Consider the following 26877-nt stretch of genomic DNA (forward strand, 5'->3'; position numbering starts at 1 on the left):
TCAAGCATGACGAGGTCCATGCACACGCGCCCAGCGAAGGGAAGCGGCCGTCCACCGACAAGGACCCTGCCGCGTTTGCCGAGCACGCGCGGGAGGCCATCCCCGTAGCCGACCGGCACCGTAGCGACACGACCGTCGCGCGGCATCCGGTACTCGAGGCCGTACGAGACGCCGGTGCCCTTCGGCACCGCGGCGACGCGATGGATCCGCGAGCGCCACTCCAGCGCTGGCCGCAGCCGGAGCGCCGATTCGAGGTGCGGCGCGGTGTGCAGACCGTAGAGCGAGAGCCCGGGCCGGATCGCGGTGAAGCCCGGGGTCGCGCCGAACGTGGCAACGCCTGCGCTCGCGGCGGCGTGGATCCAGCGCGGCAACTCTCTCGTGTCACGCAACAGGTCGGCGAAGCGCGCCAGCTGCTCCCGATCACCGCTGACGTCGGGCTCATCAGAGGTCGCGAGATGCGTGAAGATGCCGTCGACCTCGACGTGTCGCAGTTCACGGATCGCACGCAGTCGCTCCGGCGCTTCGGAGAACGGCGCGCCGAGTCGCGTCAGGCCAGTGTCCACTTTGAAGTGCACTCGCGCCCTCGCGCTCGCGGCCGCCGCGGCGTCGTCGAGGAGGCGCGCGCGCTCCAGGTCCCATACGACCAGCGTGAGGTCGGCGGCGACGGCAGCCTCCGCCTCCGCGCGGTCCGAGGCGCCGAACAGCACGAGGACGGGCGCCGTGATGCCGGCGCGACGGATCACCAGCGCCTCCTCGACGGTGACGACCGCGAGCATCGCCGCACCGGCCTCCAACAGCGTCTCGGCGACCGCCTCGACGCCGTGGCCGTAGGCGTCTGCCTTCACGACGGCGATGACGTCCGCGCCGCCCCGCGCCTTCAACGCGACGAGATTCGCGGCGATCGCGTCGAGGTCGACGTCGACGACGGTCGACCGCAGTGGAGCGGAGACGCTCATTTCGAAAGGATCTCGCGCAGCGCGCGTGGCATGGCGTCGACGATGTCCGTCGCGAGCGCGCCCGACTCACCGACCTCCGCCGCGAGGAGCGCGCCCGCGCGGCCGTGGACCCACACGGCCGCGGCCCCCGCCGCGAGCGGTGCGAGGCCGCGCGCGACGAACGCCGCGACCGCGCCGCCGAGCGCATCGCCCGATCCGCCGACGCCGAGGGTCGGGTTCGGCGCGTCGTGCACGTAGGTCCGCTTTCCGTCGCTCACGACGGTGACCGGACCTTTGAGCACGACGACCGCCTTCCACGACTCCGCGTATCTCTCGGCGAACGCCACGCGGGCCGCGCCGGTCGGAACGACACGCCCGGCCAGGCGCGCGGCCTCACCGTCGTGCGGCGTGAGGATCGCCGCTTTCGGCAGCGCCGCGGCCCAATCCTCGGTGCGCGCGAGCGCATTGAGTCCGTCGGCATCGATGACGGTCCCCACGGCCTTCGCGTTACGCAGGAGCGCGACGACAAAATCGTCCGTGCCGGACGCATGCGCCAGACCGGGGCCGATCAGCATCGCCCGGATCTTGTCGCCGAAGATCGGTGTGACCTGCGCGGCCGCACCGGTGGCGACGACGCCAGGCTGCGCCTCAGCGAGCGGGAAGAACGTGATGTTCGGATCCTGTCCGGCGACCATCTCCACGAGCGAACGCGCCGCCGCGACCGTGACGACGCCGGCGCCACACCGGGCCGCCGCTCGCGCGGCAAGGAGCACCGCTCCCGGATACCGATGGGATCCGCCGACGATGAGCACGCGTCCGCGCGCTTCCTTGCCGGCGTCCGGTGGGAGCGGTCGGAGCGACGCGCGGACGAGCCGCGCGTCGAGAGGCTGACTCGGGGCCGTCAGCGCACGCCCACGGCGACCGCGACCGCGAGATCGCGGATGTGCGAGATGCTCACCGTGAGCGGCTCCGCGAGTCCGAGCACGCGGCGTCGCTGCTCGGCGCGGCCATGGAGCGTCACCGTGGGCTGGCCGTACGGCGTCCGCTTGATCTCGATCTCGCGCCACCCGACGCCGCGCACTCCGAGGCCCAGGACCTTCGAGACTGCCTCCTTCGCGGCCCAGCGTCCGGCGAGATGCAGCACGTTGCGCCGGCAATACATGCGCTCCCACTCGGTGTACACACGGTGCAGGAAGCGCGTGTCGTGTCTCTCGAGCACGCCGCGGATCCGGTGCGTCTCGATGATGTCGATGCCCACTTCGGTCGCGCCGCTCGCGGTCACTCGACGGTCACGCTCTTCGCGAGGTTGCGCGGCTGGTCGACATCGTTTCCGCGCCGGTCCGCGATGTGATAGGCGAGCAGCTGCAGTGGAACGACGGCGAGCGCCGGCGATAGCAGCTCGTTCGTCTTCGGGATGCGAATGACCTCGTCGGCGTGGCGCGCGATGTCTTCGTCGTCATCATGTGCGAGCGCGATGACAACACCCGCCCGAGCGCGCACCTCTTCGATGTTCGAGACCATCTTCTTGTACGTCGAGTCACGGAGCGCGATCGCGACCACGGGGAGATCCTCATCGATGAGGGCGTTGATGCCGTGCTTCATCTCGCCCGCCGCACTCCCTTCGGCGTGGATGTACGACAGCTCCTTCAGCTTGAGCGCGCCTTCGAGCGCCGTCGGGTAATTCACACCGCGTCCGAGGTGCAGGAAATCCTTTGCCTGATGGTAGCGATACGCAAGCGTGCGGATCTTGCCTTCCTCTCGAAGCACGGCATCCATGAGCGTCGGGAGGTGGAATGCTTCAGCGAGCAGGCTCGTGGACGTCTTGGCGTCTATCGTGCCGCGCCGCTGCGCGAGATAGATCGCGAACAGGTAGAGGTCGACGAGCATCGAGGTGTAGGCCTTCGTGGATGCGACGCTGATCTCGGGTCCGGCGTGGAGGTAGATGACGTCGTCGGAAACACGGCTCGCCTGGCTGCCCACGACATTCACGACCGAGAGGATCCGCGCGCCGCGCTTCCGCCCTTCCTCCATCGCGGCGAGCGTGTCCGCGGTCTCACCCGACTGCGTCACGGCCACCACAAGCTGCCCCGGCGTCACGACCGGATCGCGATAGCGGTACTCCGATGCGACCTCGACGTCACACGGGATCCGAGCAAGGCGCTCGATGAGGTACTTCCCCACCATCGCCGCGTGACACGCCGTCCCGCAGGCCACGAACGTGATCCGCGGCAGCGTCCGGACGTACGCCTCGTCCATCTTCAGGTCCTGGTCAAAGACCACTCGTCCCGTTGTTCGCTCGACGCGGCCGAGAAGCGTGTCCGAGATGGCTCGCGGCTGCTCGTTGATCTCCTTGAGCATGAAGTGCTTGAAGCCAGACTTCGCGGCGGCGATCGGATCCCAGGTGATCGTCTGGGGCGTCTTCTCGAGCGGCGAACCATCGAGCCGTCTGAACGTCACCTTATCGGCGGTCACGACCGCAAGCTCACCGTGATCGAGGAAGGTGACGGTCCGCGTGTGCTCGAGGAGCGCGGGGATGTCCGACGCGACGAAGTTCTCGCCCTTGCCGTGGCCGACGATGACGCCACCGGCATTGCTGATGCGCGCCGCGACGATCTTCCCGGGGTCCTTCGCCGAGATCAAGGCGAGGGCCGCCGCGCCTTCGAGCCTAGGCAGCACCGCCAGCGCAGCGTCGTCGAGCGTCTTCCCCTTCGCGAGCTCTTCCTCGAGCAGGTGGACGACGACCTCGGTGTCCGTCTCGCTCGTGAAAATGTGCCCGCGCGCGACGAGCGGGTTCTTGAGCTCCTCGAAGTTTTCGATGATCCCGTTGTGGATCACCGCCGTCACTCCGCCGCAGTCGACGTGTGGATGAGCGTTCTGCTCCGTCGGCCGCCCATGCGTTGCCCACCGGGTGTGGCCGATCCCGGTCGTGCCACTCGTGGGATTGGCGGCCACGACGGCGGCGAGGTTGTCGAGCTTGCCCTCCGCCCGCAGGACCGTGAGCGACCCGTTGCGCTGCAGCGCGACGCCGGCCGAGTCGTACCCGCGGTACTCGAGCCGTCGCAGGCCGCCCATGAGGAGCGGCAACGCCTCACGCGGTCCGACGTAGCCGACGATCCCGCACATCGCTAAACGAGCTCCTTCTGCGCGACGTCGGCCAGGCGCGCCGCTGTCGACGACGCGACCGTGGCGTCCCGCGCCTCGACGGTGATCCGCAGCACAGGCTCGGTGCCCGATGGCCGCACAAGCAGCCTACCCGTCGTGCCCAGCGCATCCGTCGCCTCCTTGAGAGCCGCCACGAACTTCGGGCTGGATTCCCAGTCGGCGCGACGTGAGGCTTTCACGTTCTTCGTTACCTGCGGCCAGCGCTCGATCTCTGCGGCCAGCTCGGTAAGCGGTCGTCCTTCCGCTCGGACGAGGTGCATGATCTCGAGCGCGGTGAGGATCCCGTCGCCCGTCGTGTGGTAGTTCTTGAAGATCACGTGGCCCGAGGGCTCACCCCCAAAGAGGGCACCGGTCCGCTGCATCTCCTCCCACACGTAGCGGTCGCCGACCTTCGTGCGCACCAGGCGGATGCCGTCGCGGGCCAGCGTCGCTTCGAGGCCGCCGTTCGACATGACGGTGCCGACGACGATCTTCGGCTCAAGCTGACCGTGCCGGGCGAAGTGCCGGGCCGCGAGCGCGAGCACGAAGTCACCGTCGTGCACCGCGCCGCGCGCGTCCACGGTCATGACGCGGTCACCGTCGCCGTCGAACGCGAAGCCGATGTCGGCCTTTCGGTCCACAACAACGCGCTGCAGCGCCTCAGGCTGCGTCGCGCCACAGCCGGCGTTGATGTTCGCTCCGTCCGGTGTGTCGAAGAGCGTCAACACCTCCGCGCCGGTCTGCGCGAAGACCGACGGCGCGACCCGATACGTCGCGCCGTTCGCGCAGTCCAGCACCACGCGGAGGCTGTCGAGCTTCGGCGCGAGCGATACGAGGAAGTCCTCGTACTCCTTCACCAGGCCGCGCGAGTCGCCGACCAGACCGATGCCGCCCTCGGTGGGGCGCGGAAGCCTGTCGTCCCCGGTCATCTCGGCCTCGATGTCATCCTCTGTCGCGTCCGGCAGCTTCACGCCGCCGTGGTCGAAGAACTTGATCCCGTTGTCCGGCGCAGGGTTGTGCGATGCGCTGATCACGGCGCCGGCGACGAAGTCTCCAGTCCGCGCGAGGTATGCGAGCCCTGGCGTCGGGATGTGGCCGGTGAGGCGGACCTCCATTCCGACGGAGCACAGTCCCGCCGCGAGCGCGCTCTCGAGCATTCGACCGCTACGCCGCGTGTCTCGACCGACCACGACGCGGTGGCCAGGTCCGCCGAGCACATGACCCGCGGCACGACCCAGGCGCAGGGCAAGCTCGGGCGTGAGGTCCTTGTTCGCGACCCCGCGGATGCCGTCGGTACCGAAAAGTCGAGTCACTTCGGGCGTATCGTGACCGTGACTCTGGCCGGCTGCACCGTCTGCACGCTCACACCTGACGGCACGCGGATGGCCACATCGAGCGTGTAGGTGCCGGGCCCGCGTCCCCCCGCATCGACCGAGGCGACGACCTGCTCGGGCGGCAGGCTGGCGAGCGTCGGGACCGGACCCGCGACGAGCACGCCGACGTTGGTCTGATCGAGGTCCGCGGTCTGGTTCGCCGCGAGCCCGCTCACGACGACCGCCGTGTTGAACACGCGTGTGCCGGTGAGCGCCTGCACCGTCACGGTCACGGACACGTCCGTGGGACGCAGCAGCGTGACGCCGGTGGGGAGCGACAACTTCACCCTCATGGTCCTCGTCGCGCTCAGGTCGCCGATCTCGATCGGAAGGGTCTCGATCCGATCGAGGGTCGAGAGCACCTGCTCGTCGCCGCGCACGGTCACCGCGAACGGATCCATCGCGACGCCGACGACCCAGTAGCCGGGAGCGACGACGCCGCGCAGGGCGAAGACCACCGGCACCGTCCGCGTCGTCGCGGTCGGCAGCACCGGCACCTTGACGACGACCACACCGGGTTCCACCTGCAGTCCGTCGATCGCGACGCCCGCCGCGTCCACCGGAATCGCCGGTGTACTCGTTTCGATGTCGGTCTGCGCGTCGCCGAATCGTACCGTCGCGAGGACCGCGGTTATCCGCCCGATGTCCGTCTCGGGCCCGGTCACCCGCACTTCGGTCGGCGTGACCGCCGCGTCGCCCGCGCGCGCACCGGTCGGCGGTTCGTTCGCGAACCGGGGTTGCACGAGCAGGTTGCGCGAGACCAGGCGCTCCACACGGACCGACACCGTCGGCGGCGAAACGTCCACGACCTCGACGCCGTCCTTGGCGACAGTGACCTGCACGCGTGCGTCTTGCGGGTCGGTCTGTCCAAGACTGAGCGCCTTCGCATCGAACGTCGCGTGCAGCTCCGATAGCGCGACCCGGTCAGCGACACCCGGCGCGCCGCGCAGCGTGACGCCGACGTCACCGAGCTGTCCGCGAAGCACATAGCCCGCCGGATTCTCCGGACGCTCGACCGGGATGCGACCGTCGAACACCACGGTCACCGGCCGCGGTGTGCCGTTCTGCGTGATCGCGACCCAGAAGACGACCGCGATCACGACCGCGACGGCCTTGAGCGGAAAGTCGTGCGTCACGATCCGCCGTACATCGACGCGTCGGCGCAGCCAGGCCGGGCTCAGACCCTGGACCGCGCGCACCGCTAGGACGCCTTGCTGCGGAAGGGCAGCGGCTGGATGCGGCTGCGGAGGAGCGACGAGAGCACGCGGCGCAGACGCTCCTCGTCGAGGCCGCCGATCATGCGGCCGTTCGAGGCGATCGAGATCGCCTGCGTCTCCTCTGACACGACCACCACGACCGCGTCGGTCTGCGAGCTCACCGACAGTGCCGCGCGGTGACGCATGCCGTAACGGTGCGCCGCGCGCTCGGGCGTTTCCTCGAGCGGCAGCAGGCACGCGGCGGCGAGGATCTGGCCGCCGCGAACGATCACCGCGCCGTCATGCAGCGGCGAACGCGTCATGAAGATCGACGCGAGGAGCTCCGCGGTGAGCTTCCCGTTCACGGGAACACCGGTCTCGCTGTAGTCCTGGAGCCCGGTACTGCGCTCCACGACGATGAGCGCGCCGTGCCGCGCTTCGGCGATCATCAGCGCCGCCCGCACGAGCTCGTCGACGACGTGATCAACCTCTTCGTCCGGTTGCTGCACCAGGAGGCGGTTGAGCGGGCCGAGCTGTCCCAGCTGCCCGAGAGCGCGACGGAGCTCTGGTTGGAAGACGATGAGCAGCGCGAACACCGCGAAGGCGAATACCGCGGACAGCACGAATTTCGTCAGCTCGAGCTTGAGCAGCACGGCAAGCCCATAGATCCCGACGAGGACGAGCACCCCGAGCAGCAGCTGCACCGCGCGCGTGCCGCGGATGAGGACGAGCACGTAGTAAATGAACACGGCCACGATGAGGACATCGAGGACGTTGTTCCAGCCGCAGCATTGGCCGTTGAAGACCTTCTGCAGCTGCTCGTTCAGGAAGTCCATCTAATCCGCCAGCGCCAGCTGCTCGACCTCCGCGGCAAGGTCCTCCCGTCCGTCGAGGCGAAGCGCCTGCACGAGGAGCTGACACTTCGCTTTCGCGACATCGCGCTTGCCGAGCGTGCGGACCACATCCACCAGGAGGCGCTGCGCATCGTGATCCGCCACGCCGCTCGAGATCAGTTGGAGCAGGAGATCGGACGCCGCGTCGTTCCGGCCATCCGCGATGTAGCGGCGCGCCGCCTCGAGCGCGGCATCTCCGCCGCGTGGATCCTTCTTCGCGAGGTAGCGCGCAGCATTCGCTTCGACCGCCTGTGAATCGGCGTCGTCGGAGCGCTGTTCGCCGTCGCTACCGCCGAGCGTCACCGCCTGCGGGTCGCTCGAGTCGGACGTCCATGGATCCGACCACGATGACGAGTGCGCGACCGGCACGGCATCGGACTGCGCACCATCGGTCGGCGCGGCATCGGAGGCCGCGGGCTCCGGCGCACGCGCGGGCGCGACCGCCGCGGTGTCCCGCGAATTGGGTTGCGACGGCGGTGGCGAACCCTGACTCAGCTGCGCAGCGCCGAACGCCGAGCGCATGAGCTCTTCGCGATCCTTTTCAGCGGCCTTTGTCTTGGTCGCCGCCGCTTCGACCGGGCGCGATGCCACAGGAACGGGCGCGGGTGGCGGCGGCGGCGCCGCCGGCGGCTCGGGCACATCCATACCAAGCTCGCGCGCGAGCCTCGCGAGCTCGCGTGACTCCGGGACCCGTACGAGCGCGAACTCCACCTCGCCGCGGGCGCGCTCCTTCGCTCCCAGCAGGAGCGCGGCCTCGATGTAGCGCACGTATTCCGCGGCTGAGGTGCCCGGCTCGCCCACGAGCATGAGCGCGGCTGCGAGGCGGCGGTGCGCAGTGAGATCCTGCGGATCGAGCGCGGTCGCGTCGCGATAGAGGCCGATCGCGCTTGCGCGCTGGCCAGCCTTCGCGACCGCGGCACCACCGTCGAGGAGCATGCGCAGCGCCGCGGGCCGATCCTCCTGCTCGATGAGCACCTTCGCGAGCCCGCGGTATCCGCCGTCGGCGGCGGGGAAGCGCGTCAAGAGATAGCGGAACTGCTCCTCGGCCTGGCGAAGCCGACCGGCTTGGAGGCTCTTCAGACCGGATGCCAGCGCGACCTTGTAGTTGAAGTCGGACGAGCGTGTGCTCACTGCACCCTTAGTGTGCGCTGGCTGGCAGCGCCGCTGCTAGCGCTTGGTGAACTGAGGCGCCTTGCGCGCCCGCTTCAGGCCCGGCTTCTTCCGCTCCTTGGCGCGGGGATCTCTCGTCAGGAGCCCCGCCTTCCGGAGGGCCGGCCCGAGCTCCTTATCCATCTGCTGGAGCGCGCGAGCGATCCCGTGGGCGATCGCGCCGATCTGGCCGGTCACCCCGCCACCTTCCACCTTGATCATGGCGTTGAAGCGGCGGGCGGTGTTGGTCACAGTGAACGGAAGGGTCGCGCGGTCGGTGGCGCCGTCCCGGCCGAAGTAGTCGTCCAGCGCCTTCCCGTTGACGACGACCGTGCCCTCGCCGGGCACGAGGCGTACGCGCGCGATCGAGGTCTTTCGGCGACCAGTCCCCTGGAAATACGGCGCTGACTTCATCGGGCTGTCGCCTCCTTCATCTCGGTCGGACGCTGGGCAGCGTGCGGATGCTCGGCGCCAGCGTACACGTGGAGCTTGCGGATCATCTGCTCGCCAAGCCGGTTCTGCGGGAGCATCCCACGAACGGCGCGCCGGATGACCTCCTCGGGACGCCGCGCGAGAAGCCGCTCGAGGCTCTCGGTGCGCATGCCACCTGGATAGCCGGAGTGCCGGACGTACTGCTTCGCCTGGAGCTTGCGTCCGGTCACCTTGATCTTCGAGGCATTCAGGACGATGACCGGATCGCCGGTGTCGATGTGTGTCGAGAACGTGGCGCGGTGCTTTCCACGCAGCATCGTCGCGATACGCGTCGCGAGACGACCGAGGGTCGCCCCGTCGGCGTCGACTACTCGCCACTCGCGCTTGATGTCCGCTGTCTTCACCGCGTATGTCTTTGTCATCATTATTCCCAGTTCTCGCTTCCGTCCTGTCGTCTTCGTTCGCCACCATACCGGACCGCCACCAGGCACAGGCCCTTCGCCGGCGCGCTCGGCCCCGCGAGCGAGCGGTCCCTCGTCTCGAGCACCTCCGCGAAGCGCCCGACCGTGAGCTTGCCGCGACCGACCCACAGCAGCGTCCCCACGATGCCGCGGACCATTCCGCGAAGGAACGCGTCCGATTCGATCTCGAAGCGGAGCACGCTCCCCTCGGAGATCCATTCCACGCGCTTCACGGTGCGCTCTCCCGACTCGCCGGCCGCGAATGCGGCGAAATCGTGGCGTCCGACGAGATGGACCGCCGCCGCCAGCATCGCCGCGACATCGAGCTCACCCGGATGCCAGTGCTCGCGGCGCGTCCAGAGCGGGTCGCGCACCGCCGCGTTGCGGATCCGATATTCATATGTGCGTCCCGTCGCCGAGAACCTCGCGTGGAACGAATCCTCCGCGGGCTCCAGATCCGAGATCGCGATGTCCTCGGGCAGAAGGGCGTTGACCCCTCTCTCCAGCTCCGCTGTTCCAAGACTGCTCGTCGTCCGAAGATCGATGACCTGTCCGCTGGCGTGCACTCCCGCGTCCGTCCGACCCGCGCCGGTGATCCGCACCGGCTCCCCGCAGATCACCGAGAGGACGCGTTCGAGCTCACCCTGCACCGTCGGCGCGTTCGGCTGGATCTGGAACCCCGCATAGGCGGTCCCGTCATACGCCACGCGCGCCTTCCAGTGCTTCGTCTCAGTCGCTCGCTATGCCTCCTTCGCGCCCGCCGTCGTCTTCTGGCGCGCGGGAGCGCGCTTCTTTGCGGGCGCGCTCTCGGCCTTCGTCGTGTCGGCGGCCGGCTTCGCGCGGCGACCGGGCAGAGCCAGCCGGCGTCGCTTCGGAGCGGCCTCGGTGTCGGCCTCGGCCTTCTTCTCCTCGGTCGCGGGCATGAGCTCGAGCAGCATGAGCGGCGCGGAGTCGCCCACCCGGCGCGGCAGGTGCGTCGTCCGCAGGTATCCCGAGGTACGGTCGGGGTAGCGCTTCGCGAGGTCGTCGAAGACCTTCTCCACGATGACCTGCTCCGGCAGCCAGCCCTGCGCGCGCCTGCGCGCGGAGAGCGATCCGTCCTTGCCGAGGTTGATCATGCGATCGACGAAGCCACGGATCTCCTTGGCCTTCGCCTCGGTCGTCTTGACGCGCTCGTACCGCAGCACCGACAGCGTGAGGTTCTTCAGCATCGTGCGTCGCTGGCCGGTCGTGCGCCCGAACTTGCGCTGATGGACCTGATGGGGCAACTAGGACTCCTCGCTCCTGCTCGTCTCGTCCTCGCCGTCATCGGGAGCGGCGTCCGCAGGACCCGCGTCCGTGCCGCCGTCGTCGATGACGCTCTCGTCACGGACCGGCGCTTCGATGAGCCCGCGCGCCGCGAGCCGCTCCTTGATCTCGTCGAGCGACTTCTTCCCGAAGTTGCGCATGCGGAGCAGCTCCTCGTCGGGGGTCTGGAGGAGCTGGCCGACCTTCGTGATGCCGTGCCGCTTGAGCGAGTTGAACGCTCGCTGCGGAAGATCGAGGTCCTCGATCGGCATGTCGGAGATGGCCGACGGCAGCGCGCTGCCGTTCGTGCGATCCGGGGCGGCGATCGCGGTCTGCGTCTTCGTGAGGCCAGCGAACATGCTGAACTGCTGCACGAGGATGTTCGAGCCCTGCGCGACGGCTTCGTCCGGCGTCGTCGTGCCGTCGGTCCAGACCTCGAGGATCAGGCGGTCGTAGTTGGTCACCTGACCGACGCGCGTGCTCTCGACCGCGAAGTTCACCTTCTTGACCGGGCTGTAGAGCGCGTCGATCGGAATGACGCCGATCGGCAGTCCCTCGCGCCGCTCGGCCGAGTGGAAGCCGCGACCGGTCTCGATCGTGAGCTCCATCCAGAGTGACGCTTCGGGCTCGAGCGTCGCGATCGGCGCCTCCGGGTTCACGATCTCGATCTCGCTGGTCGTGATGATGTCCGCCGCGGTCGCGACACCGGGGCCTTCCTTTTCGATCGTGAGCGTCACCGGCTCGTTCGAGAACGAGCGGAGACGGATCTGCTTCAGGTTGAGGACGATCTGGACGACGTCTTCCTTGACGCCGGGGATCGTCGAGAACTCGTGCGCGACACCGCGTACGCGGGCGGCGGTGATGGCCGCGCCCGGCAGCGATGACAGCAGCACGCGGCGTAGCGAGTTGCCGAGCGTCGTGCCGTATCCGGGTGGCAGCGGCTCGCACGCAAACTTCGCGTAGCGCTCGTCGCCTTCGACGCGCTCGATCTTGGGGTATTCGAGTTCCACGATGGTCATTGGCTTAAGTCCTTCCTGCTGTGGTCATCTGGTGTGTCTGCACCACGCGGCTTTCAGTCGCAGGCGCAGCTCGAGATGCCAGCCCCGCTGTCATCTCGAGTAGTGCTCAACGATGAGCTGGGTGTTGACCTGCGCCTCGATCTGCTCGCGAGACGGGACGGCCAGCACCTTTGCGCTGAAGTTGTCGGGATCGGTCTCGAGCCAGCCCGGTCGCGTCTGCGTCTTCGCCCAGGCCAGCATCTCCTTGAAGTAGTTCGAGTCGCGGCTCGTCTCCCGCACCTCGATGGTGTCGCCCGGCTTCACCTGATAGCTGGGCGTCTTCGTGACGGTGCCGTTCACCTTGATGTGCGCGTGCGCCACGAGCTGGCGCGCCTGCGAACGCGACTTCCCGAAGCCGGCGCGGTACACCGTGTTGTCGAGGCGCCGCTCCAGGTTCTGGAGCATGACCTCGCCCGTCGCGCCCTTGATCTCCGCGGCCTGCTCGAAGGTGTTCTTCATCTGGCGCTCGAGCACGCCATAGATCCGACGCGCCTTCTGCTTCTCACGAAGCTGCAGCGCGAAGTCCGAGACCTTGCGGCGCCGCTGCTGGTGCATGCCCGGCGGCGAGCTGCGCCGCTCGAAGGTGCACTTCGTGAGGCACTTCTCGCCTTTGAGGAAGAGCTTCATTCCCTCGCGGCGGCAGAGACGGCAAACCGGACCGGTATAGCGCGCCATTTAGACCCTCCGCCGCTTTGGTGGGCGGCAACCGTTGTGCGGGATCGGCGTCACGTCGGTGATCGCGGTGACCTCGAGGCCTGTGGCCTCGAGCGCACGGATGGCCGCTTCGCGTCCGGCGCCCGGGCCGCGCACGAACACTTCGACGGTCTTCATGCCGGTGTCGATCGCCTTGCGCGCGGCGTTCTCGGCAGCGACCTGCGCCGCGTACGGGGTGCTCTTGCGCGATCCCTTCCAGCCGGACGCGCCGGCGGACGACCACGCGATGATGTTCCCGACGGGGTCGCTGATCGAGATGATCGTGTTGTTGAACGACGCCTTGATGTGCGCTGCGCCGCGCGGGACGACACGTCGCTCGCGCTTCTTGCGCGGAGCGGCCTTCTCTGCGCCGCCGGCTGCCTGCTCCGTCTCCGGCGCGCCTTCCTTCTTGTCCTTCGCAGGGGCCTTAGCTGCGGCGTCACGGCGCTCCGGTCGGTCCTTGGTGGCGACGTCCTTGTTGTCCTTCGCCATTAGGTCTTCGACACCGACTTCTTCTTTCCGGCCACCGTCTTACGTGGACCCTTTCGCGTGCGTGCGTTCGTCCGCGTGCGCTGGCCGCGGACCGGCAGGCCCTTGCGGTGCCGTAAGCCGCGATAACTGCCGATCTCCTGGAGACGCTTGATGTTCATCGCGACCTCGCGGCGGAGGTCACCCTCGACTGTGAAGCCGCGGTCGATGATCTCGCGGATCTTCGCGACCTGAGGCTCGGTGAGATCGCGCACGCGCACCGCGCCGTCGACGCGCGCCTGCTCGAGCACGTCGCGCGCGGTCGTCGGTCCGATGCCGAAGATGTAGCGAAGCGACACGTCGACGCGCTTCTCGCGCGGGATGTCAACGCCGGCGATACGTGCCATTCGTCTCCCCTATCCCTGCCGCTGCTTGTGCTTCGGCTCCGAACAGATCACGAGGATCTGACGGTCGCGGCGGATGATCTTGCACTTGTCGCAACGCTTCTTGACGGACGCCCGGACTTTCATCTAGGACAAATCGCTCCTCGCCACTTAGTCGCGTGATTCAAACTTTTGACTTCGAACGCTAGTACCGGACCCTTCGCGTGATGCGACCTCGCTTCAAGTCGTACGGCGACAATTCGACGAGGACTTTGTCCCCCGGAACGACTCGAATGAAATTCATCCGCATCTTCCCCGAGATGTGTGCCAGCACCGCGTGCCCGTTCTGGAGCTCCACCTTGAACATCGCGTTGGGGAGGGCTTCGGACACGGTGCCCTCCACCTCGATCACGTCCTTGGACGGCTTGTTACTTGCCATGGACTCCAGACACAGCGGTCTCCGCGGCGTGTGCCCACGGGAACCAAAATTGTACCGAAACCGCCCAAGCGCGGCAACGGCTGTTCATGCCGCGGCCGCCGCCTGGCCCTCGGGCGCCGTGAGAACGACCGGGCCGGCCGCCGTGCACCAGAGTGTGTGCTCGAAATGGGCCGAGAGCGTGCCGTCGGCCGTGACGACGGTCCACTGGTCGGGCAGGGTCCGCGTCTGGGGTCCGCCGACGTTGACCATCGGCTCGATCGCGATGCAGAGGCCCTCCTTTATCTGGAGCCCCCGCTCGGGCGCGCCGTAATTGGGGACCTGCGGCTCCTCGTGCATCGCCCGGCCGATGCCGTGGCCGACGTAGTTCCGGACGACGCTGAAGCCCTGGGCCTCGACGAACCGCTGCACCGCTGCGCCGATGTCTCCGAGGCGCTTGCCGACGGCCGCCGCCCCGATCGCGCGCCGGAGCGCTTCGTCGGTGACCGCGATGAGCTTCGCGGCCTGCGCCGACACCTCGCCGACCGGCACCGTGACCGCGGCGTCGGCATGCCAGCCCTCCACGATCGCGCCGGCGTCGATGCTGATGATCTCGCCCTCCTTCAGGCGCCGCTTGCCAGGGATGCCGTGCACGACCTGCTCGTTCACGCTCGTGCAGATGACGCCCGGGAACGGCGGGAGCACCGGCACGCCGTAGCCCTTGAAGTTCGACGCCGCGCCGTGGCGCTTCAGGACGTCGGCCGCGATACGGTCGAGCTCAGCCGTGGTGACGCCGGGCCGCACGGCGGCGCGGCATGCGGAGAGCATCTCGGCGACGATGCGCCCCGCCTCGCGCATCTTCGCGGTCTCCTGCGGTGTCTTCAGCGTGATCACTTGTCTCGCCCGCCCTTGCGGCGATCGAGGAGCGCTGTCAGACGCGCACCGATCTCGTCCATGGTGCCCACGCCAGAGACTCGCTGTAACAAGCCGCGGCTCTCGTAGTAGTCGATGACCGGCTTCGTCTCGTTGTCGTAGATCTCGAGACGCTTCTTCACGACCTCAGGCGACTCATCGGAGCGCGCCGTCGCGCTGACCGGTCCACCGCAGCGGTCACAGACGCCCGGCACCTTCGGCGGACGGACCGCGAGGGAGTACACGGTCTGGCAGCGCGAGCACGTCGCGCGCGCGCCGAGCCGGACGAGCAGCTCGTCACGGGGAACGTCTAGGAGGAGGACCGCGGCGAGGGTCCGCCCGCACTCCTTGAGAAGCTTGCCGAGCGCCGCGGCCTGCGCGACCGTTCGCGGGAAGCCGTCGAAGACCACGCGCGTCTTGCGCGGGATGTCGGCGAGCCGTTCGCGCACCATCTTCACCGTCACGTCGTCGGGCACGTACTGGCCCTTCGACATATAGGTCTGCGCGAGCTTCCCGAGCTCGGTGCCCTGCGAGAGGTGGGCGCGGAAGAGGTCGCCGGTCGCGAGCTGCACGTACCCAAGCTCATCGACCATGCGGCGTGCCTGCGTGCCTTTGCCCGAGCCCGGGGGGCCCATCAGGATGAGATCGCCCCCCGGCACTAGCGGATGAACCCCTCGTAGCTGCGCTGCAGGAGCTGCGCCTCGAGCTGCTTCATCGTCTCGACGACGACGCCCACGACGATGAGGATGCTCGTGCCGCCGAGGCGGAGCGTCTGCACGCCGGTGATGTCACCGATGAGCGTGGGCATGACCGCGACGATGCCGAGGAACAGCGCGCCCGCGATCGTGATGCGCGTGACGACGCGCCCGAGGAACTCCGCGGTCGGGCGGCCGGGCCGGATCCCGGGGATGAACCCGCCGTAACGCTTGATGTTGTCCGCCACGTCGTTCGGCACGAACGTGAACGCGGTGTAGAAGAACGTGAACGCCACGACGAGCACGAAGTACAGGCTGTTGTAGAAGACCGGATTGGCGAACGCGCCGACGATGCCGTTCGCGAGGCTGCTGACCCAATCCGTCTCGCTCGTCGTGAAGTACTGCGCCACCTGGCTCGGCAGCAGCAGGATCGAGATCGCGAAGATGATCGGGATGACGCCGGCGCTGTTCACGCGGAGCGGGATGTGCGTGCTCCCGCCGGAGTACATCCGTGTTCCACGCACCCGCTTCGCGTATTGCACCGGGATGCGCCGCTGGCCCTCCTGGATGAAGATGATCGCGGCGATCACGAGGACCGCGATGATCGCGATCGACGCGAGGGCGAAGACGTTCTGCTGCACTTCGAACGTCTGCGAGATCGTGGTCGGCATCCGGCCGACGATCCCCGCGAAGATGATGAAGCTGATGCCGTTTCCGATACCGCGCTCGCTGATCAGCTCGCCCAGCCACATGAGGATGAGCGTCCCCGAGGTCAGCGAGGCGAGGATCGCGAGCGTCAGGCCCAGGTCGCCGGGACCGAAGTTCGGCAGAACTCCCGAGCGCTGCATGAACACGGCGACGCCGATGCCCTGAAGCAGCGCGAGCGGCACGGTGAGGACCCGCGTGTACTGGTTGATCTTGTTGCGCCCGTACTCGCCTTCCTTCGAGAGGCGCTCGAGCGCGGGGATCGTCTGGTTGAGCAGGGTCATGATGATCGAGGCGTTGATGTAGGGGTTCACGCCGAGCGCGACGACCGACAGCTTCGCGAGCCCGCCGCCCGAGAACAGGTCGAGCAGGTTCAGCAGCTGGCTCGAGTTGAGGACGTTCTGGAGCTGCGCCTGGTCCACGCCCGGGAGCGGCACGTGCGCGAGAAAGCGGAACACGACGAGCATGCCCAGGGTGAAGAGGATCTTGTTCCGCAGGTCCGGCGTCCGGAACGCCTCGAGCAGCGCGGTGAACATGCCCATCGGGCTACGCGCCCTCGATGATCACGATCGACCCGCCCGCGGATTCGATCTTCTTTCGCGCCGTCTCGGACACCGCGTGCGCGTGCACTTCGAAGCGGCCCTTCACGTCGCCGTCAGCGAGGATCTTCACCTGCGCGTCGGGACGAACGAGGCCCTTCGCGGCGAGCGTCTCCGGCGTGACCTTGCCGTCGACCGCGTACTCGCCGAGGCGACCGACGTTCACAGCGACGTACGAGTGCCGGAAGCGCGTGTTCTTGAAGCCTCGCATCTTCGGGATGCGCATGTGGATCGGCGTCTGGCCGCCTTCGAACCACCCCGGGATCCCCGGACCGCTTCGTGCCAGCTGACCCTTGGTTCCCTTTCCGGCGGTCTTGCCCTGGCCGGAGGAGATGCCGCGACCCACGCGGCGCCGCGCCTTCCGCGCGCCGTGCGGGGCGCGCAGCTCGTGCTGTCTCATGTGGCGGACTCCTTGCGGGCCGTCGCCGGCTTGGCGCCCCGTTCGCTTACTTCGACCAGATGCGCGACGCGACGAAGCATGCCGCGCACGGCCTGCGAGTCGGTCTGCTCGACGGTCTGACCGGTCCGCCGAAGGCCCAGGGCCTCGAGCGTGCGGCGCGCCGCGATCTTCTCTCCGATCGAGCTGCGATGCTGCTTGATCACCAGGCGGGTCACGGCGCCACCGGCTCGGGCTCGGCACGGTTGCGCCTGATGTCGACGCCGCGCATCTCCGTGATGCGCTGCGACGAGCGCAGACCCGAGAGCGCCTTCATCGCGGCCATGACGACGTTGACCGGGTTCGTGCTGCCGAGCGACTTCGAGAGGATGTCGCTGATACCCGCCGACTCAACGACGGCGCGTACCGATCCGCCGGCGATCACGCCCGTGCCCTTCGATGCCGGGCGCAGCAGCACCTTCGCCGCACCGAAGTCCGCGGTGATCGGATGCGGGATCGTGCGATCGACGAGAGGCACGAGGATGAGGTGCTTCTTGGCGTCTTCGATGCCCTTCTTGATCGCTTCGGGGACCTCGTCGGCCTTCCCAAGGCCCGCACCGACGTGCCCGCGGCCGTCGCCAACGACGACCACCGCGGAGAAGCTGAATCGGCGGCCACCCTTCACGACCTTGGACACGCGGTTGATCTGCACGACGCGCTCGGTGAGCTCCAAACGAGTTGGATCGATCCTTGGCATCAGACCTTGACCCCCGCGGCGCGGACGCCCTCGGCCAGCGCCTTCACTCTTCCGTGATACTTGTAGCCACCGCGGTCGAACACGACCTCGGTGACGCCCTTCTGTTTCGCGCGATCGCCCAGGAGCGCGCCGACGCTCTTCGCGGTCTCGGTCTTCTTTCCCTTCGCGTCTTTGGCGGCCTTTGACTGGGGCTCGGACGCCGCCGGCGAAGCCGGGGGCGTCCGGACGTCCAACGAAGACGCTGCCGCCAGCGTGGTACCGGCATCGTCGTCCACGAGCTGGGCGTAGATGTGTGCGAGCGAGCGGAAGACCGCCAGGCGCGGACGCGCGGCGCTGCCGCGCACCTTCTCGCGCACCCGCGTGTGTCGCCGTGTCCGACCTTCGTGCCGCGTCGCTTTCGCCATCTCTCTCCCCGCTACGCCTTCGCGCCGACCTTGCCGGCTTTACCGGCCTTCTTCTTGATGCGCTCTTCCGCGTACTTGATGCCCTTCGCCTTGTACGGATCCGGCACGCGCAGGGCGCGGATGCGTGCCGCCATCTCGCCGACCATCTGCTTGTCGGTGCCCTGGACCTTCAGCTTCTGAGGCGTTTCGAGCGCGAACGTGACACCGGTCGGCGGATCGATCTCGATCGGGTGCGAAAAGCCGAGCGCGAGCTGCAGCTTCTTTCCCGCGAGCACGGCGCGATAGCCCGTGCCGCTGATCTCGAGGTCACGAGCGTACCCGACGGTGACGCCGGTCACCATGTTCTGAAGGAGCGCGCGGGTGAGGCCGTGCAGCGCGCGGCTCGCTTTCTCGTCGTCCTTGCGCTTTACAACGAGCGACCCGTCCTCGCGCGACACGGTCACGTCGGGATGGAAGGTGCGCACGAGCTCGCCCTTCGGACCCTTCACGCGCACGGTGTGGCCATCGATCTTCACGTCGACACCCTGCGGGACGGTGACCGGGAGACGACCGATACGACTCATCTGCTACAGCACCTCCGGAGGAGGTGCACGTATGAATGTTGACGAATGGAATGAGTCGACATTCCTACCAGATATAGGCGAGGACTTCCCCGCCCAGTCCCTTCTTCTCGGCCTCGCGCCCGGTCATGACACCCGACGAGGTCGAGACGATCGCGACGCCGAGGCCACCGAGCACGCGCGGCATCTCTGTCTTGCGCGCGTACACGCGCAGGCCCGGACGGCTGATGCGCCGGAGCCCGGAGACCGCCGGCACCTTGCCGCCGATGTACTTCATCTTCAGCACGATCTCGCGCGCCGACGGCTGGTCGAAGGAGCTGATGAAGCCCTCCGCCTTCAGGATCTTTGCGACCTCGAGCTTCGTGCGGCTCGCCGGCACCGTCACGGTCTCGTGCCGCGCGCCTGCGGCGTTGCGGACGCGCGTGAGCATGTCGGCGAGCGGATCGCTGGGCGCTCCGCCGATGCGCGGCTTCTTCGGCTTCTGCACGGCGACGCGCTTCGCGGCGGGCCGATCGATCCTGCTCGCATCCGCGGCCTGCAGGTCACCGGTCTCCGTTGGGGTCGTCGTCTCGTCCGTCATCATTTCCATCTCACCAGCTCGACTTCGTCACGCCAGGCAGCTCGCCCATGAGCGCGCGCTCGCGGAAACAGATCCGGCACAGACCGAACTTGCGCATGTAGCCGCGCGCGCGGCCGCAGATCTGGCAGCGGTGGTAGGCCGCCACCTTGTGCTTGTGCGGCCGCTGGGATTTGAGGATCAAGCTCTTCTTCGCCATGTGCTGGGGCTAGGCCCCTTCCACCCCCTTCGTGGGCGCCTTGAACGGCATGCCGAGGCCGCGCAGGAGCGCGCGCGCCTCCTCATCCGTCTTGGCCGTCGTGACGATCGTGATCTCCATGCCGCGTAGACGGTCGATCTTGTCGTAGTCGATCTCCGGGAACACGAGCTGCTCCTTGAGGCCGAGCGAGAAGTTGCCGCGGCCGTCGAAGCTGCGGTCCGGAATGCCCTGGAAGTCGCGGATGCGTGGGAGCGCCACGGTCACGAGCTTCTCGTAGAAGTGCCACATGCGCTCGCCGCGCAGCGTGACCTTCAGGCCGATCGGCATTCCGACGCGCAGCTTGAAGTTCGAGATCGCGCGGCGGGACTTCGTGACCACCGGGCGCTGGCCCGTGATCTGCGCGAGGTCCGACGCCGCGGCGTCCATCGCCTTGCCGTTGCCGATCGCCTCGCCCATCCCGATGTTGAGAACGATCTTCTCGAGCCTGGGGATCTGCATCACGTTCTTGAACCCGAACTGCTTACGCAGCTCGTCCCGCAGAGCCGACTCGTATCGCTCCTTCATCGCGCTCGCGACTGCCATCTATTCCTTCTCCTCGACCACGATCGACTCCCCGCACCGCTTGCAGATGCGCTCTTTGCTGTCCTCTTCGATGCGGTGTGCGACGCGGGTCGCCTCGCCGCAGTGCGGGCAGATGACCATGACCTTGCCGAGTGACAGCGCCATCGGCTGGTCGATGATCCCGCCCTTGTTGTTCTTGGACGGATTCGGCTTGGTATGGCGCTTCACGATGTTCACGCCGGCGACCACGACCTTGCCCGATACGCCGTCGACTTCCTGGACCTTGCCACGCTTGCCGCGGTCGCGGCCGGCGATGACGACGACCTCGTCGCCCTTGCGGATGCGCAGGTTGCCCGCCACTAGAGCACCTCCGGCGCGAGCGACACGATCTTCATGAAGTTGCGCTCGCGCAGCTCGCGTGCGACGGGGCCGAAGATGCGCGTGCCCCGCGGCTGGTTCTGCGGATTGAGCAGCACCGCCGCGTTGTCGTCGAAGCGGATGAAGGATCCGTCGGTCCGGCGGTATTCCTTCGTCTGGCGAACGACGACCGCACGCACGACCTCACCTTTCTTCACACCGGAGTTCGGGATGGCGTTCTTCACCGCGGCGATGAACACGTCGCCGATCTCGGCGGACGTCCCCGTGGACGAGCCCAGCACGCGGATCACCGAGAGCTCCCTCGCTCCGGTGTTGTCGGCGACGCGAACCCGCGTGTACGGACGGATCAAGCCTCGGTCTCCTCCGTCTCTTCGTCGGCGTCCACGGCCGGCTTCGACAGGAACTCCGCGGCGCCCTCGGACTCCTCGAGCGCCTTCTCGATGTCGGCGACGCGCGGCGCCGCTGCGCCTGCCTCACCGATCCGCGAGATGACCTCGACGACCCGCCAGCGCTTCGTCGCGCTGTAGGGCCGGCTCTCCTGGATGCGCACGAGGTCGCCCTCGCGCACGTCACCCGCGTCGTCGTGCGCCGCGAAGCGCTTACGCACGCGAACGACCTTCTTGTAGAGCGGATGCTCGCGCTGCCGCTCGACGGTGACGATCACGGTCCGCGCCTGCTTCGCCGACACCACCACGCCGACCTTCGTCTTGCGGTGGAAACGGCGCCAGCCAGTGACCGACTGCGTCGCTGCGGCGGCGTGCGACACCGTCGCGGCGGCGCGCTTGCGCGTCGTGACGGTCCTCCGCACCGCGGGGCGCGCGGCGGTGGCCGTCGCTGCGGCGGCGCGCGGCGCGGCGGCGGTCGTCTTCTTCGCCGCCGTGGTCTTCTTCGCCGCCGTTGTCTTCGTGGCGGCGGACTTCGCGGCCGTGGTCTTCTTCGTGGTCTTCTCAGCCATTCGTCGCTCTCTCTCGCTCCTGCAGTACGGTCAGCGCGCGCGCGATACGCCGGCGGGCAGCGGGCAGCCCGCGGTAGTTCTTCAGCTGGCGGGTCGCCAGCTTGAAGCGGAAGTCGAAGAGCTCCTCTTTCGCGCTCTTCAGCTCGTCAGCGAGCTCGTCGTCAGACAGCCGCCGCATGTCCTTCAGTTGCACTGCCGCCCCCTTCCTGCCCCTCTCGTGACACGAACTTCGTCTTGATCGGAAGCTTGTACGCCGCGAGCCTGAGCGCTTCCTTCGCCAGCGCCTCGTTCACACCCGCGGCCTCGAACAGGATCCGACCGGGACGAATGACCGCGACCCAGTGGTCCGGCGCGCCCTTTCCGGAGCCCATCCGGACCTCGGCCGGCTTCTTCGTGACCGGCTTGTCCGGGAACACGCGGATCCAGACCTTGCCGCCACGCTTGAAGTGGTGGACGATCGCCCGCCGCGCGGCCTCGAGCTGGCGCGCCGTCATCCAGCACGGCTCCTGCGCCTGCAACCCAAAGTCGCCGAACGTGAGCGTCGCCCCAGCCTGCGCATGACCCTTCATGCGGCCGCGCTGGAACTTGCGGTGCTTCAGTCGTTTCGGCTGCAACACGGTTAGACCCCCACCGCCGGCGGCGCGATCGGTGCGACTGGTGCCGGCGCGGGAGCCGGCGCGGGCGGCGCGATGGGCCGCGGCTGATTCCCGCCGGGCGCGTTCTGCGCGACCTGTCGCGGCGCTGGCTCGATGTCGCCCTTGTACACCCAGGCCTTCACGCCGATCGTGCCGTACGTCGTCTTGGCGATCGCGCGGCCGAACTCGATGTCGGCGCGCATCGTGTGCAGCGGAACGCGACCTTCGCGCTCCCATTCGCGGCGACTCATCTCCGCGCCGCCGAGGCGGCCGGCGACGGCGACGCGCACGCCCTTCGCGCCCGACTTCATCGAACGCAGGACGGTCTGTTTGAGCACCTTGCGGAAAGACACACGGCGCTCCAGCTGCTGCGCGACGTTCTCCGCGATGAGGACCGCATCGAGCTCCGGATAGCGGATCTCGAAGATGTTCACCTTCACGGCCTTACCCGTTGTCTTCCCAAGAACTTGGCGCAGCTCCTCGACCTTCGCGCCGCCCTTGCCGATGACGACGCCCGGCTTCGCGGTATGGATCGTCACGGTGACCTGGTTCGTGGAGCGCTCGATGTCGATGCGCGAGATCGCCGCGTCGCGCAGGCGCGCGCGGATCGCCGAGCGGATCGACACGTCCTCCTTGAGAAGCACCGGGTAGTTCTTCGACCCGGCGTACCACTTCGCGTTCCAGGTCTTCACGAATCCGAGGCGGAACCCCAGCGGATGGACTTTCTGACCCACTTAAGCCTTCCTCTCGTCGACGATCACGGTGATGTGGCACGTGCGGCGCAGCTTCGTGTCGCGCCGTCCGCGGCCGCGCATCCAGATGCGCTTCATGCGCGGACCCTCGTCGGCGATGGCCCGCTTCACGTACAGGTTCTCGAGCGTCATGCTGTAGTTGTTCTCCGCGTTCGCGACGGCCGAGCGCACGACGCGACCGATCGGCAGGGCGGCGCCCTTCGGCAGGTTCTCGAGCATCGAGATCGCCTCCTCAGCGGACTTTCCGGTGATGAGGTCGGTCACGAGCCTCGCCTTCCGTGGCGAGAAGCGCTGGAACTTCGCGGACGCGCGCACTTCCATCGTCATGCCCCCGGCTTCACGACAGCTGCGGTCTCGGCTGCGGCGCCGCGACCGTGCGCGCGGAACGTGCGCGTCGGCGCGAACTCGCCCAGCCGGTGGCCGACCATGTTCTCGGTGATGAAGACGGGCACGTGACGCCGGCCGTCGTGCACGGCGATCGTGTGACCCACCATCGTCGGCAGCACGAGCGACGCGCGCGACCAGGTCTTGACGACCTTCTTCTCGTTGCGTGCGTTGAGCTGCTCGATCTTCTTCTTGAGCGACTCGTGTACGAAGGGACCCTTGCGGATGGAACGCGTCACTTGCTCTTCCTCTTCTTCGGACGCTCGGTCACGAAGCGATCCGTCTTCGGGTTGCGGCGCGTCTTGAGGCCCATCGCGGGCTTGCCCCAGGGCGTCTGCGCCTGGCCACCGACGGGCGACTTCGCCTCGCCGCCACCGTGTGGGTGGTCGCGCGGCGACATCACGACGCCACGGACCGCCGGCCGCCAGCCCATGCGGCGCTTGTGCCCCGCGCCGCCGACCTTCTGGTTCTCGTGCTCGACGTTGCCAAGCTGACCGACCGTCGCGCGGCACCGCACCTGGACGACGCGGATGCCACCCGATGGCAGACGGATCTGCGCGAACTCGCCTTCCTTCGCGACGAGCTGCGCCATGCCGCCCGCCGCGCGCACGAGCTGTGCGCCGCGGCCCGGCTGGAGCTCGACGCCGTGGATGGTCGTGCCGGTCGGGATGTTCTCGAGCGGGAGGCAGTTGCCCACGCGCGCCTCGGCCTCGGGGCCGGAAAGCACGGTGTCGCCGACCTTGAGCTCGTTCGGCGCGAGGATGTAGCGCTTCTCGCCGTCGCGGTAGACGAGGAGGGCGAGGCGCGCCGAGCGGTTCGGGTCGTACTCGATCGCGAGCACGCGCGCCGGGATCCCGTCCTTGGTGCGCTTGAAGTCCACGATCCGGTAGCGCCGCTTCTCGCCGCCGCCGCGGTGGCGCGTCGTCACGCGGCCCTGCGCGTTGCGACCGGCCTGCCGCAATTTGCGCTCGGTCAAGCTCTTCTCCGGCTTGCTCTTCGTGATCTCGGCGTACGACGCGGACTGCCGGAAGCGGCGGACCGGCGTGAACGCTTTGTATTGCTTCAGCGGCATCCCTTAGACCCCTTCCACGAAGTAGCGCTCGATCTTCTGACCCTCGGCGATCGTGACGATGGCTTTCTTCCAGTCCGGTCGCCGCCCGATACGGCGCCCGAGGCGCCGCTCCTTGCCGCGGACGGTCATGGTGTTCACGTCGACGACATCCACCTTGAACGCCTCGGCGACCGCGGCTGCGATCTCCTGCTTCGTCGCATCGCGCGCCACTTCGAAGGTGTAGCGGCCAGTGTTCGTCTCGGTCATCGAGCGTTCGGTGATGACCGGCCGCAGCAGGACCAAAGTGCCTCTCATGACCGCGCCACCGCGCGCTCGCCGGCACGTACCGCGAGCGCCTCGAGGGCGGGCCGCGTGACGAGGAGGGTGTCCGACTCCATCACATCAGAAAGGCGCAGCGACATCGGCGTGCGCAGCTCGACGTCGGGCAGGTTCGCGACCGCGCGACCGATCCGCTCATCGAGCTCCGGCGATATGACCATCGTCCGTCCGGTGTCACCGATCTTGCCGAGCCACGCGACGAACTCGCGCGTCCGCGGGCGCTCCCCGTCCAACCGGAGCTCCTCGAGCACGAAGACGCGACCAGCCGCGGCACGCTCGCTCACGGCCTCGCCGAACGCGGCGCGGCGCATCTTCTCGGGCATGCGCTGCGCGTACTGGCGTCCGTTGGGGCCGAACACGACACCGCCGTGGCGCCACAGCGGCGAGCGGATGCTTCCCTGACGCGCGCGGCCGGTGCCCTTCTGGGCCCACGGCTTCTTGCCGCCGCCGGTGACGCGCGCGCGGTTCTTCGTCGCGGCGGTCGCCTGGCGCGCGTTCGCGCGCTCGGCGATGAACGCCTGGAAGAGCGTTGCGGCGCGCGAGGCTCCCTTGAGGAATGCCGCGGGCAGCGCGATGGAACCGGAGGACGAGCCGTCTGCGGCGATGAGCGGCGCCTCGCCCACGGGCGCGGTCGGCAGCGGACGGGCCGCGACCTTCTCGCGTTTCGGCTGCTCCTCACGCGCTTCTTGCCGCGTACGCGCGGGCTCGGGCCGACGCGCGACGCGCGTGATCGGCCGCGCGATGACACGCTTGGTCGGCGTCGCCTTCGCGGCGGTCGTCTTCTTCGCCGGAGTGGCTCTCGCCGGCGCTGCTTTCGCGGCCGTGGTCTTCTTCGCCGCCGGCTTCGCCGCGGTCGTCTTCTTGTTCGTCTCTTCGGTCTTCGCCATCAGGCCTTCTTCACCATCACGACCCCGTTGCGGGGACCGGGAATGGCGCCCGAGAGGATGAGCAGCGAACGCTCGCTGTCAGCGCGCAGCACTTTCAGGTTCTTCACGGTCACGCGGTCGACGCCCTGGTGCGAGGCCATGCGCAGTCCTTTGAGCACGCGGCCCGGCGTCGTGCCCGCGCCGACGGAGCCCTGACGGCGGAGGTGGTCGGAGCCGTGCGACTTCGGTCCGCGCGTGAAGTGGTGCAGGTGCACCGGACCCACGAAGCCCTTGCCCTTGGAGATCCCGGTCACGTGCACCTTGTCGCCGACCGCGAAGTTCTCGACGCCGATGCGCTGCCCGGCGGCGAAGCCGGTCACATCGTCCACGCGGACCTCGCGGAGGTGCTTGAGCGGCGGCAGATCCTTCAGGTGGCCGCGCTCGCCCTTCGTCATCTTCTTCTCGGCGACGGCGCCGAAGCCGATCTGGAGCGCCGTGTAGCCGTCGCGCTCCTTCGTGGCCACGCGCGTGATGAGGTTCGACTCGGTCGCGATGACCGTCGCGCCGACGACCGACCCGTCGGGCCGGAAGTGCTGGAGCATGCCGACCTTGCGACCGATGATGACGGCCTTCGCCATCGCCGGTGCCGCGCCTGTCTCGTCCGTCTCTTTCGTTTCTGTCGGAGCGGTCTCGTCGGTCATCTCTCGGTCCTTTAGAGCTTGATCTCGATGTCGACGCCGGCCGGAAGGTTCAGCTTCATGAGGGCGTCGACCGTCTTCTGCGAGGGATCGTTGATGTCGATGAGGCGCTTGTGCGTCCGGATCTCGAACTGCTCACGCGAGTCCTTGTAGATGAACGGGCTGCGGATCACGGTGAACTTCTCGATGCGCGTGGGCAGCGGCACGGGGCCCGTGACCGTCGACCCGGTGCGCTGCGCGGTCTCCACGATCTGCGCCGCGGACTGGTCGATCAGCTTGTGGTCGTAGGCCTTGAGCCGGATCCGGATGCGCTGTTTTGCCATCTATCGGTCGCTCATTCCAGGATCTTCGTCACCACGCCGGCGCCGACGGTCTTGCCGCCTTCGCGGATGGCGAAGCGCAGACCCTCTTCGAGAGCGATCGGGGTGATGAGCGTGACGGTGAGCGAGACGTTGTCGCCGGGCATGACCATCTCGGTCCCCGCCGGCAGCTCGGCCGAGCCGGTGACGTCGGTGGTGCGGATGTAGAACTGCGGGCGGTAGCCGTTGAAGAACGGGGTGTGCCGGCCGCCCTCCTCCTTGGAGAGCACG

At 68.2% G+C, this 26877-nt stretch carries 43 protein-coding genes; all 43 read right to left on the bottom strand.

What is annotated here, in order from left to right:
- On the bottom strand, positions 1-956 hold a 956-nt coding region (gene alr, locus VI056_14715), incomplete at its 3' end, for an alanine racemase (GenBank protein HEY6204272.1).
- Positions 953-1840, bottom strand: a complete 888-nt coding sequence (locus tag VI056_14720; GenBank protein HEY6204273.1) for an NAD(P)H-hydrate dehydratase — start codon at positions 1838-1840, stop codon at positions 953-955. The genes alr and VI056_14720, both read right to left, overlap by 4 nt.
- Positions 1837-2217: a holo-ACP synthase gene (acpS, locus tag VI056_14725; protein HEY6204274.1), complete on the bottom strand. Its 381-nt coding sequence runs from the start codon at positions 2215-2217 to the stop codon at positions 1837-1839. The genes VI056_14720 and acpS overlap by 4 nt, the downstream gene beginning before the upstream one ends.
- Positions 2214-4058 (bottom strand): glutamine--fructose-6-phosphate transaminase (isomerizing), encoded by a 1845-nt coding sequence (gene glmS, locus VI056_14730; protein HEY6204275.1) that lies wholly within the window; start codon positions 4056-4058, stop codon positions 2214-2216. Before glmS ends, acpS begins: the two co-directional genes overlap by 4 nt.
- Before the next feature lie 2 nt (positions 4059-4060).
- On the bottom strand, positions 4061-5389 hold the full coding sequence (gene glmM / locus VI056_14735) for a phosphoglucosamine mutase (protein ID HEY6204276.1): 1329 nt from the start codon (positions 5387-5389) through the stop codon (positions 4061-4063).
- Positions 5386-6648, bottom strand: coding sequence for a CdaR family protein (locus tag VI056_14740; protein ID HEY6204277.1), 1263 nt, complete (start codon positions 6646-6648; stop codon positions 5386-5388). The genes glmM and VI056_14740 overlap by 4 nt, the downstream gene beginning before the upstream one ends.
- A 2-nt stretch (positions 6649-6650) precedes the next feature.
- Entirely contained in the window at positions 6651-7481 is an 831-nt protein-coding gene (gene cdaA, locus VI056_14745; protein HEY6204278.1) for a diadenylate cyclase CdaA, read from the bottom strand.
- The gene (locus VI056_14750) at positions 7482-8669 is read right to left on the bottom strand and encodes a hypothetical protein (GenBank protein HEY6204279.1); all 1188 of its coding nucleotides are present in this window, start codon (positions 8667-8669) and stop codon (positions 7482-7484) included. It abuts the gene before it with no gap.
- A 36-nt stretch (positions 8670-8705) separates the two neighbouring features.
- A complete protein-coding gene (gene rpsI / locus VI056_14755; GenBank protein ID HEY6204280.1) occupies positions 8706-9101 on the bottom strand; it encodes a 30S ribosomal protein S9 in 396 nt (131 codons plus the stop codon).
- The gene (gene rplM / locus VI056_14760) at positions 9098-9541 is read right to left on the bottom strand and encodes a 50S ribosomal protein L13 (GenBank protein HEY6204281.1); all 444 of its coding nucleotides are present in this window, start codon (positions 9539-9541) and stop codon (positions 9098-9100) included. The genes rpsI and rplM overlap by 4 nt, the downstream gene beginning before the upstream one ends.
- Before the next feature lie 2 nt (positions 9542-9543).
- Positions 9544-10287: a tRNA pseudouridine(38-40) synthase TruA gene (gene truA / locus VI056_14765; protein HEY6204282.1), complete on the bottom strand. Its 744-nt coding sequence runs from the start codon at positions 10285-10287 to the stop codon at positions 9544-9546.
- Between the two features lie 33 nt (positions 10288-10320).
- Positions 10321-10848, bottom strand: coding sequence for a 50S ribosomal protein L17 (gene rplQ / locus VI056_14770; GenBank protein ID HEY6204283.1), 528 nt, complete (start codon positions 10846-10848; stop codon positions 10321-10323).
- Complete coding sequence (locus tag VI056_14775; protein HEY6204284.1) at positions 10849-11886, bottom strand: DNA-directed RNA polymerase subunit alpha; 1038 nt, start codon at positions 11884-11886, stop codon at positions 10849-10851. It abuts the gene before it with no gap.
- Between the two features lie 90 nt (positions 11887-11976).
- On the bottom strand, positions 11977-12600 hold the full coding sequence (gene rpsD, locus VI056_14780) for a 30S ribosomal protein S4 (protein ID HEY6204285.1): 624 nt from the start codon (positions 12598-12600) through the stop codon (positions 11977-11979).
- Positions 12601-13110 (bottom strand): 30S ribosomal protein S11, encoded by a 510-nt coding sequence (gene rpsK / locus VI056_14785; GenBank protein HEY6204286.1) that lies wholly within the window; start codon positions 13108-13110, stop codon positions 12601-12603.
- The gene (gene rpsM / locus VI056_14790) at positions 13110-13493 is read right to left on the bottom strand and encodes a 30S ribosomal protein S13 (protein HEY6204287.1); all 384 of its coding nucleotides are present in this window, start codon (positions 13491-13493) and stop codon (positions 13110-13112) included. The genes rpsK and rpsM overlap by 1 nt, the downstream gene beginning before the upstream one ends.
- 9 nt (positions 13494-13502) lie before the next feature.
- Positions 13503-13616, bottom strand: coding sequence for a 50S ribosomal protein L36 (gene rpmJ, locus VI056_14795; GenBank protein HEY6204288.1), 114 nt, complete (start codon positions 13614-13616; stop codon positions 13503-13505).
- Positions 13617-13674: 58 nt separating this feature from the next.
- A complete protein-coding gene (gene infA, locus VI056_14800; GenBank protein ID HEY6204289.1) occupies positions 13675-13908 on the bottom strand; it encodes a translation initiation factor IF-1 in 234 nt (77 codons plus the stop codon).
- Positions 13909-13992: 84 nt separating this feature from the next.
- Positions 13993-14778 carry a type I methionyl aminopeptidase gene (gene map / locus VI056_14805; protein HEY6204290.1) on the bottom strand — a complete coding sequence of 262 codons (786 nt, stop codon included), beginning with the start codon at positions 14776-14778 and terminating at the stop codon, positions 13993-13995.
- Positions 14775-15455, bottom strand: coding sequence for an adenylate kinase (locus VI056_14810; GenBank protein ID HEY6204291.1), 681 nt, complete (start codon positions 15453-15455; stop codon positions 14775-14777). Before VI056_14810 ends, map begins: the two co-directional genes overlap by 4 nt.
- Positions 15455-16738: a preprotein translocase subunit SecY gene (gene secY, locus VI056_14815; GenBank protein HEY6204292.1), complete on the bottom strand. Its 1284-nt coding sequence runs from the start codon at positions 16736-16738 to the stop codon at positions 15455-15457. The genes VI056_14810 and secY overlap by 1 nt, the downstream gene beginning before the upstream one ends.
- A 4-nt stretch (positions 16739-16742) precedes the next feature.
- Entirely contained in the window at positions 16743-17195 is a 453-nt protein-coding gene (rplO, locus tag VI056_14820; protein HEY6204293.1) for a 50S ribosomal protein L15, read from the bottom strand.
- Positions 17192-17398 carry a 50S ribosomal protein L30 gene (gene rpmD, locus VI056_14825; protein HEY6204294.1) on the bottom strand — a complete coding sequence of 69 codons (207 nt, stop codon included), beginning with the start codon at positions 17396-17398 and terminating at the stop codon, positions 17192-17194. The genes rplO and rpmD overlap by 4 nt, the downstream gene beginning before the upstream one ends.
- 8 nt (positions 17399-17406) lie before the next feature.
- Entirely contained in the window at positions 17407-17928 is a 522-nt protein-coding gene (rpsE, locus tag VI056_14830; protein HEY6204295.1) for a 30S ribosomal protein S5, read from the bottom strand.
- Positions 17928-18332 carry a 50S ribosomal protein L18 gene (rplR, locus tag VI056_14835; protein ID HEY6204296.1) on the bottom strand — a complete coding sequence of 135 codons (405 nt, stop codon included), beginning with the start codon at positions 18330-18332 and terminating at the stop codon, positions 17928-17930. The genes rpsE and rplR overlap by 1 nt, the downstream gene beginning before the upstream one ends.
- Positions 18333-18343: 11 nt before the next feature.
- Positions 18344-18895: a 50S ribosomal protein L6 gene (gene rplF / locus VI056_14840; GenBank protein ID HEY6204297.1), complete on the bottom strand. Its 552-nt coding sequence runs from the start codon at positions 18893-18895 to the stop codon at positions 18344-18346.
- Positions 18896-18959: 64 nt separating this feature from the next.
- Entirely contained in the window at positions 18960-19355 is a 396-nt protein-coding gene (gene rpsH / locus VI056_14845; protein ID HEY6204298.1) for a 30S ribosomal protein S8, read from the bottom strand.
- 127 nt (positions 19356-19482) lie between these two features.
- Positions 19483-19668 (bottom strand): type Z 30S ribosomal protein S14, encoded by a 186-nt coding sequence (locus VI056_14850; protein ID HEY6204299.1) that lies wholly within the window; start codon positions 19666-19668, stop codon positions 19483-19485.
- Between the two features lie 9 nt (positions 19669-19677).
- Entirely contained in the window at positions 19678-20250 is a 573-nt protein-coding gene (rplE, locus tag VI056_14855) for a 50S ribosomal protein L5 (GenBank protein ID HEY6204300.1), read from the bottom strand.
- Positions 20251-20589 (bottom strand): 50S ribosomal protein L24, encoded by a 339-nt coding sequence (rplX, locus tag VI056_14860; GenBank protein ID HEY6204301.1) that lies wholly within the window; start codon positions 20587-20589, stop codon positions 20251-20253.
- Positions 20589-20957: a 50S ribosomal protein L14 gene (gene rplN / locus VI056_14865; GenBank protein ID HEY6204302.1), complete on the bottom strand. Its 369-nt coding sequence runs from the start codon at positions 20955-20957 to the stop codon at positions 20589-20591. The genes rplX and rplN overlap by 1 nt, the downstream gene beginning before the upstream one ends.
- Positions 20954-21562, bottom strand: coding sequence for a 30S ribosomal protein S17 (rpsQ, locus tag VI056_14870; GenBank protein HEY6204303.1), 609 nt, complete (start codon positions 21560-21562; stop codon positions 20954-20956). The genes rplN and rpsQ overlap by 4 nt, the downstream gene beginning before the upstream one ends.
- Positions 21555-21740 (bottom strand): 50S ribosomal protein L29, encoded by a 186-nt coding sequence (gene rpmC / locus VI056_14875; protein ID HEY6204304.1) that lies wholly within the window; start codon positions 21738-21740, stop codon positions 21555-21557. The genes rpsQ and rpmC overlap by 8 nt, the downstream gene beginning before the upstream one ends.
- Positions 21724-22179, bottom strand: a complete 456-nt coding sequence (rplP, locus tag VI056_14880; GenBank protein ID HEY6204305.1) for a 50S ribosomal protein L16 — start codon at positions 22177-22179, stop codon at positions 21724-21726. The genes rpmC and rplP overlap by 17 nt, the downstream gene beginning before the upstream one ends.
- A gap of 2 nt (positions 22180-22181) precedes the next feature.
- Positions 22182-22931, bottom strand: a complete 750-nt coding sequence (rpsC, locus tag VI056_14885; GenBank protein ID HEY6204306.1) for a 30S ribosomal protein S3 — start codon at positions 22929-22931, stop codon at positions 22182-22184.
- Entirely contained in the window at positions 22932-23270 is a 339-nt protein-coding gene (rplV, locus tag VI056_14890; protein ID HEY6204307.1) for a 50S ribosomal protein L22, read from the bottom strand. It lies immediately after the preceding gene.
- A gap of 2 nt (positions 23271-23272) precedes the next feature.
- Entirely contained in the window at positions 23273-23572 is a 300-nt protein-coding gene (gene rpsS, locus VI056_14895) for a 30S ribosomal protein S19 (GenBank protein HEY6204308.1), read from the bottom strand.
- Positions 23569-24405, bottom strand: coding sequence for a 50S ribosomal protein L2 (gene rplB / locus VI056_14900; GenBank protein ID HEY6204309.1), 837 nt, complete (start codon positions 24403-24405; stop codon positions 23569-23571). Before rplB ends, rpsS begins: the two co-directional genes overlap by 4 nt.
- A gap of 3 nt (positions 24406-24408) precedes the next feature.
- Positions 24409-24699: a 50S ribosomal protein L23 gene (locus VI056_14905; protein HEY6204310.1), complete on the bottom strand. Its 291-nt coding sequence runs from the start codon at positions 24697-24699 to the stop codon at positions 24409-24411.
- Complete coding sequence (rplD, locus tag VI056_14910) at positions 24696-25610, bottom strand: 50S ribosomal protein L4 (protein ID HEY6204311.1); 915 nt, start codon at positions 25608-25610, stop codon at positions 24696-24698. The genes VI056_14905 and rplD overlap by 4 nt, the downstream gene beginning before the upstream one ends.
- Positions 25610-26290: a 50S ribosomal protein L3 gene (rplC, locus tag VI056_14915; protein HEY6204312.1), complete on the bottom strand. Its 681-nt coding sequence runs from the start codon at positions 26288-26290 to the stop codon at positions 25610-25612. Before rplC ends, rplD begins: the two co-directional genes overlap by 1 nt.
- A gap of 11 nt (positions 26291-26301) precedes the next feature.
- Positions 26302-26610, bottom strand: a complete 309-nt coding sequence (rpsJ, locus tag VI056_14920; GenBank protein HEY6204313.1) for a 30S ribosomal protein S10 — start codon at positions 26608-26610, stop codon at positions 26302-26304.
- Between the two features lie 11 nt (positions 26611-26621).
- On the bottom strand, positions 26622-26877 hold a 256-nt coding region (tuf, locus tag VI056_14925; GenBank protein ID HEY6204314.1), incomplete at its 5' end, for an elongation factor Tu.

Source organism: Candidatus Limnocylindria bacterium, assembly GCA_036523395.1.
Taxonomy (GTDB): domain Bacteria; phylum Chloroflexota; class Limnocylindria; order P2-11E; family P2-11E; genus CF-39.